The following is a 15,332-nucleotide window of genomic DNA, read 5'->3' as shown; positions in this document are numbered from 1 at the left end:
AAGAAGAAGTAAAGCCGACCTTCTCTGAGCTGACATTAAGTCAACGGCTGGACAGCGCACACTGGGCCATGCGAGTGCACGTTCGAACTTTACTTGGCTTTTTTGCTCTGCTGGGCGGCTTCACCCACGCTCAGGAGTCGGCACCACCCTCCTCACCTCAGGCCGCACCCCAAACTGCGCCGCTCACCCCACAAACCGTACCGACTCGACCTGAATCTACCCAACCAGCAGACAATCTAGCGCTTCCCGATCCCGGCACCATCATTCAGGCGAGTGTGACCTCAGGACTGTTGGGCGGGCGCGAAGTGGCGGGCGTCAATCAATTTCTGGGCGTGCCTTACGCCGCGCCGCCGCTGGGCGACCTGCGCTGGAAGGCCCCCCAGCCCATGCCCGCTTGGCCCGGACGGCGCGACGCTTCACGCCCCGGTGACATCTGTATTCAGCGGCCCAACGCCATCACCGGCAACCCTGACCGGACGCTGAGCGGCAGCGAGGACTGTTTGTATCTCAACGTGTACGCGCCACTCAACGCCGCGCCTGAGAGTGCCACACCTGAAAAGAATGCTGCGCCTAAAACTACTGCCGCTCCGGTGATGGTCTGGGTTCACGGCGGCTCGTTTGACACCGGCACCGGCAGTATTTATGACGGCTCGGTGCTGGCCCGCGAGTACGGGGTGGTGGTCATCACGCTCAATTACCGCCTCGGGCCGCTGGGCTTTTTGGCCGCGCCCGCGCTCGGCCCGGAAGGAACCGGCAATTACGGCCTGATGGATATTCAGGCGGCGCTGCGGTGGGTGCAGAGCAACGCGGCGGCTTTCGGCGGCGACCCGCACAATGTCACCGCTTTCGGTGAATCGGCGGGCGGCATTGCGCTGTGCGGCTTGCTGACTTCACCTTTGTCGCAGGGCCTGTTTCAAAAAGCCATTTTACAAAGCGGCCCTTGCGCGGCGGGCATCAACACCGCGCCGCTCAGCCAAGCGCTGGACATCGGCGCACGCTATACCCAAGACTTGGGCTGTCCCAATACCCCCGCCGGAGCCGGGTGCTTGCGCGGCAAAACCAGCACCGAACTGATGAACGTCACGGTGCCGGGCAGCCGTGCGCCCAACGCAGTGGCGTTGCCGCCCGTCTACGGCGACACTGTGTTGCCCACCTCGCCTTATCAGGCGTATCAAACCGGCCTGTTTATGCATGTTCCGGTGCTGATCGGCACCAACCATGACGAGGGCACCCTGTTCACCGCTTATCTGGCCGGTGCAGACCGGGCCATGAGCACGCCGCTGTACTGGGGGCTGTTGACAGTTCTCAACCCGCCCAAACTGCTGACCCTCATCAAAGAATATCCAGACACGCTGCGCCCGACCACCGGCTTGACCGCCGCCGCCGTCGTCACCGATGGCCTGTTTGCTTGCCCAGTGGCCAGTGTGACCCAGCAGCTCAGCCGCTTCGTGCCGACTTACGCTTACGAATTCAGCGATCCGCAGGCCGTAACCCAGCTCAGCACTACCCGCAGCGTGCCGAGTTTGGGCGCTTACCACGCCTCCGAGCTGATTTATGTGTTTGGCACGGCGCTGAGCGGACTGGCTGACCCCGCCGATTTCACGCCGGCTCAGCGCCAACTCTCTAAGCAAATGCAGCAGTACTGGACAAATTTTGCCAAAACCGGCAATCCCAACGGCGCGAAGTCGGCACCAAAACTGACCCCATGGAGGGCCACCACGCCGCAGCGCCCCAATTGGTTGACGCTCGCGCCGCAGGGCAACACCCAGAGCGGCGACTTTCTGGCCCAGCATCACTGCGCTTTTTGGGATGAGCTGGACGGGCGCTGAGGGGCTAGAGGGTAGACAGGCGGTTGCCAAGCTGCCTCCTTTTGTTACCTTGTCCCGTCCTGCTAAGCCCTAAACTCGCGTGTGACTTTTCCGCAGCGCTCCGCGCCCAAAATTTCTGCCGCCAGCGAGACTTCAAAGCGCCAGCAACTCAAAGACTTGGCGGCCACCCTGCGGCTAGTGTGGCGGGCCAGCCCAGCCCAGACGACTTGGTTTGCTCTCACCACTTTGCTGGCCTCGGTGCTGCCCGCCGCCAACTTGTATGTCAGCAAACTGCTGCTCAACGCGGTGGCGCAGTCGGTGACGGGCGGCGAGTCTTACGCTTCACTGCTCTCGCTGCTGGGCCTACAAGTCGGCTTGGTCATCACCAGCGGCGTGCTGAGCACCGTGCAGAACTCGGCCCGCGAACTGCTGGGCGACAGCCTCCAGCACCAGATCAGCGCCATGATTTTGCAAAAAGCCACTGAGCTGGAAGTCGAGCGCTTTGAGAACGCCGAAACCTATGACCGCCTTCAGCAGGCCTACCGCGAGGTCGGCGCGAGGCCGGTGCAGGTGGCGACCCAGATTGTCGGGCTCGCAGGCGGCCTCGTCACGCTGCTGTCGGTGGGCGGCCTGATGGCGCAGCTCGGCCCGCTGATCGTGCCGCTGATTTTGCTCTCGGCGCTGCCGGGGGTCTACGTCTCCAGCCGCTTTGGAGTCGAAAATTACCGGATGCTGCGCTGGCAAACCCACGACGCCCGCGTCCAGAATTACTTCGGCAGTATCCTGACCAGCGACACCCTGGTCAAAGAAGTGCGGCTCTTTAATGTGGAGCCGTACCTGTTGGCCCGCTGGCGCGAGTATTACCTCGGCTTCCGCAAGCAGCTGGAAAGCATCGTGCGGCGGCGCGGCTGGGGTAATCTCGGCGCGTCGCTGGTTTCGGCGCTGCTGGTGGGCGCGGCCTCGGCGCTGGTGCTGCGCCGGGCCGCTGCCGGGCAGCTGACGGTGGGCGACTTCTCGCTGTTCGCGCTGGGCATCGCTCAGATTCAGGGCACCCTGTCGGGCCTGCTGAGCGGCATCAGCGGCATTTACCAGAATCTGCTGTATATGCGAAACCTCTACGAGTTTTTGGAGTTGCCCAGCCGCGACCTCAACGCAGGCGAAGTTTGGGAAGGCCCGATTGACACCATCGAGTTTCAGGAGGTGGCTTTCCGCTATCCGCTGACCGAACGGGACGTGCTGCGCGGCCTGAGTTTCACTGTTCGGCGCGGCGAGGCGCTGGCGCTGGTGGGCGAGAACGGCGCGGGCAAGACGACGGCCATGAAACTGCTGACCCGCCTCTTCGAGCCAACGGCGGGCAAGATTTTGCTCAATGGACAAGACGCCGCACGCTTCAGTCCGCGCAGCGTGCAAAAGCAGATGAGCATCATCTTTCAAGACTTCGGCCAGTACCAGATGCAGGCGGGCGAGAATATCTCGCTGGCCGAAACTGAGCGCCTGGGCGACGAGGCCGGCCAGCAACTCGCCGTGGAGCAGGCCGGGGCCGACTTCGTCAACGAACTGCCGGAAGGCCTTAAAACCCCGCTGGGACGGCTGTTTCAGGGTGGGCGGCAACTCTCGGGCGGACAGTGGCAACGCTTGGCGCTGGCCCGCTTGTACTTCCGCGACGCCTCGGTGCTGGTGTTTGACGAACCCACCGCCGCGCTGGACGCCCGCGCCGAGTTCGACACCATTCAGGCGCTGCGGGAGCAAGCCCGTGACCGCATCACTCTGCTGATCTCGCACCGCTTCTCCACGGTGCGGCTGGCCGACCAGATCATCGTGCTGGACGAAGGCAAGGTGATGGAAGCGGGCAGCCACGACGAGCTGATGACGCTGAACGGGCGCTACGCCGCGCTCTACAATTTGCAGGCGGCGGGCTATCTGGACAGGGCCAGCCAAACCACTTGAGAGCAGCAGCCTAACGGATTGGCTTAGCGGGTTGGCGGCACAATCACGGCCAGCGTGCAGCGCGACACGCAGACCATTTTCCCCGCTTCGTTTTTAATTTCAATGTGCCAGACCTCGGTGGTGCGGCCCTGAAAAATCGGCGTTCCGGTGGCCGTGACCGTGCCGGACGCCACGCTGCGCAGGTGATTGGCATTGATCTCTAGGCCCACCGCGACCATGCCGCGCTCCCTGACGTTCAGGTAAGCGCCGATGCTGGCCACCGTTTCGGCCAAGACCACGCTCGCGCCGCCGTGCAAAATCCCGAACGGCTGATGCACGCGGGCCTCGACCGGCATGCTCGCCACCACTTTTTGCCCGCTTTGCTCAGAAAAGGTGATGCCCAGATGCTCCACCAGCGTGCCCTCTGTCAGAAATGCGTCTTGGGTCATCCGTTTGCTCCTTTGGCGGCTGGCCGCAAGATGAGGCAGGTGGTGGTAGCCGTGGCACAAACCTTGCCCGCTGCGTCCAAAATTTGCGCTTCGGCGGTGGCGACCCGCTGGGAGACGCTGATGACTTTGCCCACCGCCCGCACCTCGCCCATACCGACTTTGAGGGGCCGCAGGTATTTGACGGCCAGATCGAGCGTGGTGTAACCGACGCCAGCCGGCAACTTGGTGTGAATACAGCAGCCCAGCGCCGAGTCGAGCAGGGCCGCATACACGCCGCCGTGAACGCTGCCGATGGGATTGTAGTGAAACTCTTCGGGCGTCAGGTAAAAAGTCACTTGGCCGTCTTGCACATCGGCTTCGCGGGGCAGCCGGAAGCCCAGCGTATCGCCGATGGGCGGCGGCGCATACTCGCCTCTGGCCATACCGCGTAGGTATTCGAGGCCGCTGAGCTGCTGAGCGGCTTCCGCGCCGATCAAGGGGTCTTGCCAGGTGTAGGTGCGCTGCCTGGCCTCTAATGCAGGCGCGGCAGAAGTAGAAGTCGACTCGCTGATACTCACTTTCTCAGCATAGCCAAGTCCGCCTTCCTCCAACAGCAAGCGCGTGCGGTTTATCCGTTCTTCGGGGTGATCGGGGCCTGAAGTCGTTGGGGGGCGAGTAAGCTAAAGGGATGCGCCTAACGTGTTTGCACTTTCTTTCTCAGCGGGGTGTGTCTTGACCCGCGTCTTAATCACCGGAGCGCTCGGCCAGGTCGGCACCGAGTTGACGCTGGCCCTGCGGGAGCGCTACGGCGTCTCGGAAGTGCTGGCCACCGATATTCGCAGCCCCAGTCCCGGTCATCCGGCAGCGAACGGCCCGTTTCAGCTGCTCGACGGGCTGGACGCGGCGGGTCTGCTCGCCACCGTGCAAGCCCAAGGAATTCAGGAGATTTATCACCTCGCCGCGCTGCTCTCGGCAGTGGCGGAAGCCAAACCCGCGCTGGCGTGGCACCTCAACATGCAGAGCCTCATCAATGTGCTGGACGCCGCCCACACCTGCGGCTGCCGGGTGTTCGCACCCAGCTCGATCGCGGTGTTCGGCCCCGACACGCCCCGCGACCTTGCGCCGCAGCTCACCAGTTTGCGGCCCACCAGCATGTACGGCGTCACCAAAGTGGCGGGCGAACTGCTGTGCGACGACTACGCCCGGCGCTACGGGGTGGACGTGCGCGGCCTGCGCTATCCGGGCCTGATCTCAGCCTCGGCCCCGCCGGGCGGCGGCACCACCGATTACAGCGTGGAGATGTATCACGCGGCGGCCAGCAGCCAACCGTACGCCTGCTTTCTGGCTCCCGACACCGCGCTGGAGATGCTGTTTATGCCCGACGCCGTGCGGGCCACATTGGAACTGATGGACGCGCCAAAGTCGGCGCTGCGCTACCCCAACGCCTACAATTTGGCCGGAATGAGCCTGACCCCCGCCGCGATTGCCGCCGCCATCCGACGCCAGCTGCACGCTTTTGACTTGCCGCACTTCGAGGTGAGTTATGCTCCCGATCCTGTGCGTCAGGCAATTGCCAATGGCTGGCCGCGCAGCATAGACGACGCGGCGGCCCGTCAGGATTGGAGCTGGCAGCCTGCTTACGACCTCCAGCGCATGACCAGCCAGATGCTCGCCGCGCTGACCCACCACACCACCGGAGGACTTGCCCATGGCGCTTGACCGCTTTCACCCGCTCGCCCAGCAAGAACTCGATTCTCTCCGCGCCGAGGGCAAACGCAAGAGCTTTGAAGCGGTTGGTGGAGCGCGTCATCCAGCCGCAGGGCGAAAGCGGCCCGCGCTTCGTGCTGCGCGATGACCCCGCGCCGTATCTGCGGATGAACGCCAACAGCTACCTCGGCCTGAGCTTTCACCCCAAGCTGATTGAGGCCGACGAAGCGGCGGTGCGGGCCTACGGCGTCGGCCCCGGCGCGGTGCGTTTTATCAGCGGCTCGTATTTGCCGCATGTGCAGTTGGAAGCGCGGCTGGCGGCGTTTCACGGGCGCGAGGCTTCCATGATTTTCAGCTCGGCCTACGCCACCGTGCTGAGCGTGCTGAGCGTGCTGATTACGCCGCAGACCGCTGTCATCAGCGACGAACTCAACCACAACTGCATCATCAACGCCGTGCGGCTTTCGCGCCCCCACAGCAAAGCCGTTTACAAACACCTCGATCTGGACGGATTGGACACCCAACTCACGGCAGCCAAAGGTGCGGCGCGTGCCCTCGTCGTCACAGACGGCATTTTCTCGATGCGCGGGGCGCACGCGCCGCTGGCTGAGATCGCCGCCATCTGCCGCGCCCACGACGCCGATTTCCCCGAGGGCGTGCTGCTGGTCGTCGACGACTCGCACGGAGTCGGGGCCTTCGGGCAGACCGGGCGCGGCACCGAGGAGTTTACCCACACGCAGGTCGACGTTTTGATCGGCACGCTGGGCAAGGCGTTTGGGGTCAACGGCGGCTACGTGACCAGCAGCCACGTCCTCATCGATTATTTGCGCGAGAAGTCGCCGACCTACATCTACTCCAACCCCATCACCGCCGGAGAAGCCACCGCCGCCCACGCCGCGCTCGATTTGACCGATAGCGAGTGGGGCCGTGAGCGGCTGACCAGATTGCGCTCGCTCACCGAGCAGTTTCGCAGCGGCCTCAAGGAGCGCGGCTTTGAAACTTTGGACGGCCAGCATCCGGTGGTGCCGCTGTTCGTGCGCGATCAAGCCAAGTTGGTGGCGCGGGTGGCCGATCTCAAGACCAAAGGCATCCTGGCCACCGGCATTTCTTATCCGGTGGTACCGAAAGGCGACGAGAGCGTCAGATTCCAGATCAACGCCGACCACACTCCCGCCGACGTGGATGAAGTTCTGGCAGCGCTGGGCAGGGCCACTCCCTGAACTGAGCGCCGTGCGCTAATGTTGGCTTAATGTTCACTGCTTCCCTGATCAGCTGGCCGCACGGTTGGCGTTTGTTTAGTTCTCCTCTTGGCATGAGTGCCGCCTGATGACTGCTCGAGCGGCTGGCAAAAAACCCGCGCCGAGCGGCTACGCCCGCGTGTCGTGGTGGCTGTTCATACCGACCCTGCTTCCCGTGGTGGTTTTGTCGGTGTGGCCGCTGCTTCAGGGCGTCTATCTGGGCTTCACCGATTACACGCTGGGCGCGCAGAGCCGGAAGTTCATCTGGTTTGGCAATTTCGCCAAGATGTCCTCAGACCGCCAGTTCTGGAGTTCGTTTCAAATTGGGGCCGTCTGGACGGTGACGGTGACGGCGGGCGTGATCGTGCTGGGTATGGGTCTGGCGCTGCTGCTCAACGCCCGCTTGCCCGGACAGGCCGTGGCCCGCGTGCTGGTACTGATTCCCTGGGCCATTCCGCCGGTCATCAAGGGTATGATCTGGCGGCTGATTTACCATCCCAGCAGCGGCTTTCTCAACGGCTTTTTGGTGTCGGTGGGTATTCTCAAATCGCCGATCGACTGGCTGGGCAGCTTCACCTGGGCTTTGCCCGCCGTGATCGTGGTGGGCATCTGGACGGGACTCCCGCAGGCGACGGTGGTGCTGCTGGCGGGCCTCCAGACCATTCCCGAAGACCTCCACGAAGCGGCCTCGCTCGACGGAGCTTCAAGCTGGCAGCAGCTTCGCCACGTCACTCTGCCGCTGATGATGCCGGTGATTCTGGCGGTTTCGGCGCTGGAATTTATGTGGAATTTCAATTCGTTCGGTCTGGTCTACACCCTCACCGAGGGCGGGCCTGCCGGAACCACCCGCCTGCCGATGCTGTTCGCCTACGAGGAAGCCTTCCGCTACGGCAACATCGCTTACGCCTCGGCGCTGGGCCTCGCCATCGTGCTGATCATCGGGCTGGCACTGCTCTACAGCGTTCGCAGCCAGTTTTTGTCGGCCACCAAGGCGGCGGCGTGAGCGCTCCTGAGAGCTTTTACCGCCGCAAATCCAAGTTTTCCGGCTCCCGCTTGCTGATGTCGCTGCTGATGTGGGGCTTCGTCCTGTTCTTGGCGTTTCCGGTGGTGTGGCTTCTCTCCACCGCCTTCAAACCCAACGCTGAAATCTTCGGCGCGGCCAGCTTTTTTCCCAAAGCGCCGACGCTGAGCAATTTCTCGGAGGCCATCAGCGACCTCGGGGTCTTGCAGAGCGCCTTCAATACCTTCAAAGTCAGCATTATCTCGGCGGCACTGACGCTGGCGATTGCCACGCCGGCTTCCTACGCGCTGGCCAGACGGCCCAGCGGCATCAACAAAGCGGTGCTGATCTGGATTTTGGTGACGCAGACCTTTCCCGTCATCTTGGTTCTGGTACCGCTGTTCCTGATTCTGGCCCGCTTCGGCCTGGTCAATACCCACCTCGGCCTGATTTTGGTGTACGTAGTGTGGAGCCTGCCGTTCGTACTGTGGATGCTGCAAGGCTACATCGCGGGCATTCCGGTTGAGCTGGAAGAAGCGGCGGCGGTGGACGGAGCCACGCCTCTGCAGGCCATTCGCCACATCCTGGTGCCGCTGATCTTGCCGGCACTGATCGCCACCGGCTTATACGCTTTCATCAACGCTTGGAATGAGTTTTTCTTCGCGCTGGTGCTGCTCAAGTCGCCCGAACTGATGACCATCCAGGTCAATTTGTCGCGGCTGCGGGGCGTCGAGGGCCTAGCCCGTTGGGGGCCGCTGGCGGCGGGCAGCGTGCTGGCCACCATTCCCACGCTGATTTTGTTCGCCTTTATGCAGCGCCGCTTGGTGTCGGGCCTGCTGGCGGGCGGGGTCAAGGCTTAAGAACCGTTAAGATAAATTTCCACCTTCAACGTTCAATCTATTCTCCAGCTCACAGCTCAGCGAGGACGCTTATGCAAACACCTAAAAAGATCGCCCTGATGACCGCCGCTTTGCTCGTTACCGTGCAGCCCGCCGCCCTCGCACAAAACAACGCTCCGGTCAAACTGCGCTTCGTCAGTCTGGCGTGGCAGACCCAAGCGATTGCGGCGGTCAAGACGGCAGTGGCCGGCTGTAACGCCCAGAGCAAGAGCTATCAGGTGGATTACCAGCAAGTCTCCTGGGACTCGGTTCAGGACTACCTGACCACCTCATTCGAGGCCAAGAGCGTGCCGGACATCTTTCACTACGAATCCACGCCGGTCATGGAATTCGGCGCACGCGGCTACCTGACCGACCTTTCCAAAATGATTCCGGCAGAAATGAAAAAGGACGTGGCCAAAGGCGCGTGGGAGACTGTCACCGCCGACAACGGCAACATCTACGGCGTGCCGTTCTTGTGGGAGTCGCTGATTACCCTCTACAACAAAGACCTGTTCAAGGCGGCGGGCATCCGGGTGCCGACGGTGGCCAAGCCGTGGAGCTGGACCGAGTTTCAGCAGGCTTCCAAAAAGCTGACCATCGACAAAAATGGCGACGGCACGCCGGAGCAGTACGGCTCGGCTTTCGGGCTGCGCTCGCCCACCAACCGGATTTTGAATCTGGCGCTGGGCTTCGGCGGCAACTATTTTTACAAGAGTGGCAACAAGTACGTCATCAAGGTAGGCGACAAAGAAAAAGCGCTGCTCAAAATCCTGCTGGACATGCATTACGCCGACAAATCGGCGGCCCCAGACGGCCTGACCGCCCAGAGCCCCGAGCTGTTCGCGGGCTTTTTCTCCGGCAAGTTCGCCATGCTGCCGGGCATCGGGGTGTGGGCACGTCAGACCATCGCCGAGAGCGGCCCCAAGAACTTTAACTGGGGCGTGCTGCCGCCGATGAAGGCGCTCAGTCAGGCGCAGGGATCGGCCACCCAGACCTTGAGCATTCCCGCTTCCAGCACCCACAAAAAAGAAGCCATGCAGTTCATCAACTGCTTAACCAATCGCACCAACGACGGCAAGCTGGCGGCAGGCGACTGGCTGTTTCCCACCCGCACCTCATCCCTCAAAGGCTCTTACTTTCAGTCGCCCAACAACGGCTGGAAGACTGCTTCCGAATCGGCCAAATACCTGACGATGGCTCCGTTTCAAGAAGTCAGCGGCTTTACTGAGGTCAAGAGTAAAGTGCTGACCCCTACCTTTCAGCAACTGCTGGCCAACCGAATCACGCTTGACGACGCTGCCAAGCAAATTGAGCAGCAAGGCAACGACATTCTGGCCAAGTATTACAAATAAGAGGGTGAGCCGTGGGGAAGGGGCAGAGCGCTTTGCTTAAGCCCCCTCCCCTATTTGCCGCGCTCCTTCTTCGATGAGGGCTTGGGCCTGCTCACCGAGCAGAGCAAAGCGCTCGTCGGTGGTTTGTCCGGCGTGGTAGCGGGCGTAGATCTGCTGCAAAATCACTGCGAGCTTAAAGACGCCCAGCACTTCATACCAGCGCAGGTTCGAGAGGTCGCGTCCCGTTTGCTCGGCGTAGCGCTCCAGAAATTCGGCACGGGTCAAAAAACCCTGCGCGGCGGCAGGTTCGCCAACCGGCGTGCGCTGGTGCTCCGGAAAGCCGCGCTGCGTCCAGTAGGCCATGGTCAGCCCCAAGTCCACCAGCGGGTCGCCGATGGCCGTCATCTCCCAGTCGAGCAGGGCCACCACTTTGGACGGATCATCTGAAGCGAGCATCAGGTTATCCAGCTTGAAATCGTTGTGGACAATGGTGTGAGCGCTTTCAGCAGGCACGTTGGACAGCAGCCAGTCAACCACCTGCTTGCTGTGGACGCTCGGGTGCGTCTCGGCGCGTTGCCAGCGTCCGGCCCAGCCTTCGACCTGGCGGCGGTTAAAACCTTCGGGCTTACCTGAGTTGCTCAGGCCGCTGCTGACCAGGTCTACGGCGTGCAGCCGCGCCAGCGTGTCGACCAGCGCTTCGGACGCTTGGCGGGGGGCGCTGGGCAAGTCGGCGTATTCGGGCGGCATGGAGGTGCGAATGATCACACCCCTGCGCCGCTCCATCAGGAAAAAGGGAGCCCCCAGCACCGCCGCGTCCTCGCACAAAAAGACGGGACGCGGCGCTTCGGGGAACACCGGATGGATTTTTTCGAGGAGGTGAAACTCGCGCACCATATCGTGGGCTTTGGGCGCAACCGGCCCCAGCGGAGCGCGGCGCAGCACGTACTCGGCTGCACTGTCACCTGCTCCGGCCTTCACCAGATACGTCAAGTTGCTGTGGCCGCCGGGAAACTGCTCGACTTCAAGCTGGACGTCGCCCAGCACCGGCCGCAAAACCGCATGCAGAGCGTCCAGATCAAGTTCCTCACCCCTGCGGACGCGGGCCGTATCAGAGGAAGGGGCGCTCACTCTGGTTTGCTGCCAACGCTGGCATTTTGTAGCAGCGCCATCGCTTTACCGCGCAGCCGCCGCATTTTGCCGATCCAGTTGTCGTAGTTCTCCGCCTTGACTTGAAAACTCTGCAAGGTGCTGGCGTGGGTGGTGATCAGAAATTTTTCCTCGCGCAGCGCTTCCAGCACGGCTTCCACCAGCACGTCGGTGGTCACAGCGGTCTGCTGGAGCAGAGGAGCATTCTGAATCATCGGTGTCCAGACGCCTTCCGGGCACAGGCACGACACTTTAATACCCCGGTCTCCGTAGGTGATGGCCAGCCACTCGGCAAACGCCAGCGCGGCGTGCTTGGTCACGGCGTAGGGCGCGGAGTGCAGCTCGGTCAACAGGCCCGCCGCTGAGGCAGTGTTGAGCAGGTACCCCTCACCGCGTTCCAGCATGCGCGGCAGCAGGTGGCGGGCCGCCCAGACATGGCTCATCACGTTGACGTTTTCAATCAAGCGCCACTGTGAGTCGGGCGACTCCGGCCCCGCGCCGATGGCGATGCCCGCGTTGGAGCAAAACAGATCGATCTCGCCTTCATTGGCCCAGACATCTTCGATGAGGCGCTGAATGTCTTTTTCGTGGCTGACATCTACTGCCACGAATCTGGCTCCAGCCGCCTCGGCCTCGTGCTGGCCCGCCTCGGCGCTGCGGTCTGAGGCGATCACCCGCGCTCCTTCCTTGACGAAACGCTCGGTCAGGGCCTTGCCGATGCCGGACGCGCTGCCGGTGACGACAACGGTTTTACCTTTAAGCTCCATTTCCTTTCCTCCGGGTGTCCACGCCTTGCCGCTTGAGTTCCATTTTGGCTACCGTTTCCAAATGCACGATGTCGGGGCCGTCGGCCAGCCGCAGAGTGCGGGCCTGAGCGTACATCTGGGCCAATGGTGTGTCGCCGCTGACGCCCGCGCCGCCGAACACCTGAATGGCGCGGTCGATGACTTTAAGGGCCACGTTTGGCGCGACCACTTTGATGGCAGCGATCTGCGAGCGGGCGGCCTTGTTGCCCACCGTGTCCATCATGTGGGCGGCTTGCAAGGTCAGGAGGCGGGCTTGGTCAATCTCGATGCGGCTCTCGGCGATCAGCTCATGAATGTGCTGGTGAGCGGCCAGCGGTTTGCCGAACGCCACACGCTCAGCGGCCCGCGCCACCATCAATTCCAAAGCCCGCTCAGCCTGCCCGATCAGGCGCATGCAGTGGTGAATCCGGCCCGGCCCGAGGCGGCCCTGCGCGATTTCAAAGCCGCGCCCCTCGCCCAGCAGCATGCTGGTGATGGGTACACGCACATTCTCGAAGATGACCTCGGCGTGGCCGTGCGGCGCGTCGTCGTAACCGAACACCGTCAGCATCCGCTTGACGGTCACGCCTTTGGCGTCCAGCGGCACCAGAATCATCGACTGCTGCAAGTGGCGCTCGGCGTTGGGGTCGGTCTTGCCCATGAAGATGACGACTTTGCAGCGGGGATCGCCTGCGCCCGAGGTCCACCACTTGCGCCCGTTGAGTACATACTCGTCGCCGTCGCGGGTGATGCTGGATTCGATGTTGGTGGCGTCCGACGAGGCCACTTCCGGCTCGGTCATGGCGAAGCAGGAGCGGATTTCACCGTTCAGCAGCGGCGTCAACCAGGTTTCTTGCTGCTCTTTGGTGCCGTAGCGGGTCAGCACTTCCATGTTGCCGGTGTCAGGGGCATTGCAGTTAAAGATTTCGGGTGCCCACCAGACCCGGCCCATGATCTCGCACAGCGGCGCATAGTCGAGGCTGCTCAGACCTGCACCGAACTGGCCTTCCGGGTCGCTTTCACGCGGCAAAAACAGGTTCCATAAGCCCGCTTCACGCGCCAGAGGCTTGAGGTCTTCAATGAGCTGCACGTGTTCCCAGCGGTTACCGGTGTCGACTTGCCGGGCAAACTCGGCCTCGTTGGGATAGATGTGCTCCTGCATAAAGGCGCTGAGGCGCTGCTGCAAGTCTTGGGTGCGCCCTGAGCGGGTAAATACCGCAGTGGTCTGATCTAATGTACCGGTCATGGTTGACCCTCCGAAGATGCGAAAAGGTGGGAGAGAAACAAGGTTGGATGCTCCTCAACCCTAACCTGTCTGATAGGCTGTTGCAAGGGCAGGAGTTTGAGTCCGCTCTGCTCACCACCAGTGATGACTAAACTTCCCACCACCGACCAAACTGCTGACAGCCGCGCTTTTCAGGTCAGCCGCTACTTGATGGAATACATCCGTCACGAGCGCTTGAAAGCAGGTGACGCGGTGCCAAGTGAAGTGAAACTGAGCCGTGAGCTCAATGTCAGCCGCAGCGTGGTGCGCGAAGCTTACCGGACGCTGGCGGCCACCGGGGTGATCGACATTTCCAACGGCAAGACCCCCAGAGTCAGCCGGATCGACTCGCTGCCGGTCAGCGCCCTGATGCGCCACGCCATGTACACCGGACAGGTCACGCCGCTGCAAATCATGGAGTTGCGCTCGGCGCTCGACACCCAGGCGGCGCGTTTGGCAGCCCGTCACGCCACGCCCGACGCGCTGGAGTCACTTCAGCGGGCGCTGGACGCCATGCGTGAAGCGGGGCCGATTGGAGGCGCGTACATTCGCCACGACGTTCACTTTCACGCGCTGTTGGCCGAGGCGTCGGGCAACCCTTTGATCGCGCTGCAAGTCACAGCGCTGAGCAAAGCTGCCCGCTACAGCATCCGCGCCGGGCGCAATGCCGAGCCGTCGGCGCTGGGGTTTGCCGAGCTGCTGATGCGCCACCAAGTGCTGCTCGCCGCAGTGAAAGCGGGCCACGAGCAGGCCGCTGTGGAGGCCAGTCAGATGCATTTCACGGCGGCGGAAGCAGCACTCGACCTTGCCCTGCAAGAGGAATGAGCATTTCGGTCAGTCTGTTTTGAAAGAACTGTTGAACCGGAAGGTCAACAGGCGCAAGAGGTACCGTTCTGCCCAAGACAGCGGAAGAAGAAAAGAGCGGTCGTCAGGAAAAGAATTGTAAAAATGACGGGGTTGCATTTTTGGAACGGATTGAACGGCAACCGTATACTCTAAACCTTATGACTTCATCCAATCCTGTTCTTTTGTCTGAAACCAAGAACGCTGTCCTGACGCTGAGTCTCAACCGCCCCGAGCGCCTCAACGCCGCCAATGACGAGCTGCTTTTCTCACTGACCGAGGCCCTCAAAGCTGCCGAAACCGATCCCGCCGTGCGCGTTGTTGTCATCACCGGGGCGGGGCGCGGCTTTTGTGCCGGGCAGGATCTGGGCGACGTGCAAAACCGGGAAGGCAGCACCAACTTCACCGAGCACCTGCGCCACACTTACATTCCGCTGATTCAAACCATTCGGAGCCTGAAAAAACCCGTTATCACGGCGGTTAACGGCGTGGCGGCGGGCGCGGGCGCGAGTCTGGCCCTCAGCGGCGATGTCCGGCTATGGAGCGAGAACGCCACCCTGATCGAGGTGTTTTCCAACATCGCCCTGATCCCCGACGCGGGCAGCACTTGGTTCTTGCCCCGTTTGGTAGGCGCGGCCAGAGCTTTTGAAATGATGGCCTTTGCCGAAAAAGTAAGTGCCGCAGACGGGTTGAACATGGGCCTGTGTGAACAGGTCTACAGCGCCGAAACCTTCGCAGATGATGTGCAGGCCTACGCCGAGCGCCTAGCGGCCCGCCCACTGAACGCCCTCGCCCTTACCAAGCAGGCGCTCAACTTTGCCCTGAGCAGCTCACTAGACGCCGCGCTGGACAACGAATCGGTCTTGCAACAACTGGCAGGCGACCATGCTGAGCACGAAGAGGGCGTGCGGGCCTTTGCCGAGAAACGCAAGCCGGAGTTCGGGAAATTCTGAGCGCCTGAGCTTCCCGAACTCG

The 15,332-nt window shown here is 62.3% G+C and carries 14 protein-coding genes; 9 read left to right on the top strand and 5 right to left on the bottom strand.

Annotated elements, in window-relative coordinates:
- The first annotated feature begins 68 nt into the window (after window positions 1-68).
- Both EHF33_RS17105 and EHF33_RS17100 read left to right on the top strand, forming a co-directional pair.
- The gene (locus EHF33_RS17105) at window positions 69-1,829 is read left to right on the top strand and encodes a carboxylesterase/lipase family protein (RefSeq protein WP_124874428.1); all 1,761 of its coding nucleotides are present in this window, start codon (window positions 69-71) and stop codon (window positions 1,827-1,829) included.
- Window positions 1,830-1,910: 81 nt separating this feature from the next.
- Window positions 1,911-3,755, top strand: coding sequence for an ABC transporter ATP-binding protein (locus EHF33_RS17100; RefSeq protein WP_241191388.1), 1,845 nt, complete (start codon window positions 1,911-1,913; stop codon window positions 3,753-3,755).
- Between the two features lie 23 nt (window positions 3,756-3,778).
- Here EHF33_RS17100 and EHF33_RS17095 read toward each other — a convergent pair whose 3' ends face one another.
- Together EHF33_RS17095 and EHF33_RS17090 are read right to left on the bottom strand one after the other, a co-directional pair.
- Window positions 3,779-4,183 (bottom strand): hotdog fold thioesterase, encoded by a 405-nt coding sequence (locus EHF33_RS17095; protein WP_124874426.1) that lies wholly within the window; start codon window positions 4,181-4,183, stop codon window positions 3,779-3,781.
- Window positions 4,180-4,740 (bottom strand): PaaI family thioesterase, encoded by a 561-nt coding sequence (locus EHF33_RS17090; RefSeq protein WP_241191387.1) that lies wholly within the window; start codon window positions 4,738-4,740, stop codon window positions 4,180-4,182. The genes EHF33_RS17095 and EHF33_RS17090 overlap by 4 nt, the downstream gene beginning before the upstream one ends.
- 154 nt (window positions 4,741-4,894) lie before the next feature.
- On the opposite strand from EHF33_RS17090, the gene EHF33_RS17085 reads away from it, so the two are divergent.
- The 5 genes from EHF33_RS17085 (at window position 4,895) to EHF33_RS17065 (ending at window position 10,340) form a co-directional block, all read left to right on the top strand.
- The gene (locus EHF33_RS17085) at window positions 4,895-5,881 is read left to right on the top strand and encodes an NAD-dependent epimerase/dehydratase family protein (protein WP_124874424.1); all 987 of its coding nucleotides are present in this window, start codon (window positions 4,895-4,897) and stop codon (window positions 5,879-5,881) included.
- Entirely contained in the window at window positions 5,878-7,089 is a 1,212-nt protein-coding gene (locus EHF33_RS17080) for an aminotransferase class I/II-fold pyridoxal phosphate-dependent enzyme (RefSeq protein WP_338135046.1), read from the top strand. The genes EHF33_RS17085 and EHF33_RS17080 overlap by 4 nt, the downstream gene beginning before the upstream one ends.
- A gap of 106 nt (window positions 7,090-7,195) precedes the next feature.
- A complete protein-coding gene (locus EHF33_RS17075) occupies window positions 7,196-8,110 on the top strand; it encodes a carbohydrate ABC transporter permease (RefSeq protein WP_164473589.1) in 915 nt (304 codons plus the stop codon).
- Complete coding sequence (locus EHF33_RS17070) at window positions 8,107-8,967, top strand: carbohydrate ABC transporter permease (RefSeq protein WP_241191417.1); 861 nt, start codon at window positions 8,107-8,109, stop codon at window positions 8,965-8,967. The genes EHF33_RS17075 and EHF33_RS17070 overlap by 4 nt, the downstream gene beginning before the upstream one ends.
- A 71-nt stretch (window positions 8,968-9,038) precedes the next feature.
- Window positions 9,039-10,340, top strand: coding sequence for an ABC transporter substrate-binding protein (locus EHF33_RS17065; RefSeq protein ID WP_124874422.1), 1,302 nt, complete (start codon window positions 9,039-9,041; stop codon window positions 10,338-10,340).
- Window positions 10,341-10,376: 36 nt separating this feature from the next.
- Here EHF33_RS17065 and EHF33_RS17060 read toward each other — a convergent pair whose 3' ends face one another.
- From EHF33_RS17060 to EHF33_RS17050, 3 genes are read right to left on the bottom strand one after another with little or no spacing between them, the layout of a single operon-like run.
- Complete coding sequence (locus tag EHF33_RS17060) at window positions 10,377-11,447, bottom strand: phosphotransferase family protein (RefSeq protein WP_124874420.1); 1,071 nt, start codon at window positions 11,445-11,447, stop codon at window positions 10,377-10,379.
- A complete protein-coding gene (locus tag EHF33_RS17055; RefSeq protein ID WP_124874418.1) occupies window positions 11,444-12,232 on the bottom strand; it encodes an SDR family NAD(P)-dependent oxidoreductase in 789 nt (262 codons plus the stop codon). The genes EHF33_RS17060 and EHF33_RS17055 overlap by 4 nt, the downstream gene beginning before the upstream one ends.
- Window positions 12,222-13,496: an acyl-CoA dehydrogenase family protein gene (locus tag EHF33_RS17050; RefSeq protein WP_124874416.1), complete on the bottom strand. Its 1,275-nt coding sequence runs from the start codon at window positions 13,494-13,496 to the stop codon at window positions 12,222-12,224. The genes EHF33_RS17055 and EHF33_RS17050 overlap by 11 nt, the downstream gene beginning before the upstream one ends.
- 123 nt (window positions 13,497-13,619) lie before the next feature.
- Here EHF33_RS17050 and EHF33_RS17045 point away from each other — a divergent pair, with 123 nt between their 5' ends.
- On the top strand, window positions 13,620-14,339 hold the full coding sequence (locus EHF33_RS17045; protein WP_124874414.1) for a FadR/GntR family transcriptional regulator: 720 nt from the start codon (window positions 13,620-13,622) through the stop codon (window positions 14,337-14,339).
- Between the two features lie 179 nt (window positions 14,340-14,518).
- On the top strand, window positions 14,519-15,310 hold the full coding sequence (locus tag EHF33_RS17040) for an enoyl-CoA hydratase-related protein (RefSeq protein ID WP_124874412.1): 792 nt from the start codon (window positions 14,519-14,521) through the stop codon (window positions 15,308-15,310).
- Window positions 15,311-15,332 lie beyond the last annotated feature (22 nt).

Source organism: Deinococcus psychrotolerans, assembly GCF_003860465.1.
GTDB lineage: Bacteria > Deinococcota > Deinococci > Deinococcales > Deinococcaceae > Deinococcus > Deinococcus psychrotolerans.
This window is presented reverse-complemented; position numbering and strand designations above follow the sequence as displayed.

Excerpts from the sequence above, each read along its gene's own strand:
- EHF33_RS17105 (WP_124874428.1), top strand. The coding sequence starts at position 69 with ATGCGAGTGCACGTTCGAACTTTACTTGGCTTTTTTGCTCTGCTGGGC.
- EHF33_RS17095 (WP_124874426.1), bottom strand. The coding sequence starts at position 4,183 with ATGACCCAAGACGCATTTCTGACAGAGGGCACGCTGGTGGAGCATCTG.
- EHF33_RS17075 (WP_164473589.1), top strand. The coding sequence starts at position 7,196 with ATGACTGCTCGAGCGGCTGGCAAAAAACCCGCGCCGAGCGGCTACGCC.
- EHF33_RS17065 (WP_124874422.1), top strand. The coding sequence starts at position 9,039 with ATGCAAACACCTAAAAAGATCGCCCTGATGACCGCCGCTTTGCTCGTT.
- EHF33_RS17055 (WP_124874418.1), bottom strand. The coding sequence starts at position 12,232 with ATGGAGCTTAAAGGTAAAACCGTTGTCGTCACCGGCAGCGCGTCCGGC.
- EHF33_RS17050 (WP_124874416.1), bottom strand. The coding sequence starts at position 13,496 with ATGACCGGTACATTAGATCAGACCACTGCGGTATTTACCCGCTCAGGG.
- EHF33_RS17045 (WP_124874414.1), top strand. The coding sequence starts at position 13,620 with ATGACTAAACTTCCCACCACCGACCAAACTGCTGACAGCCGCGCTTTT.
- EHF33_RS17040 (WP_124874412.1), top strand. The coding sequence starts at position 14,519 with ATGACTTCATCCAATCCTGTTCTTTTGTCTGAAACCAAGAACGCTGTC.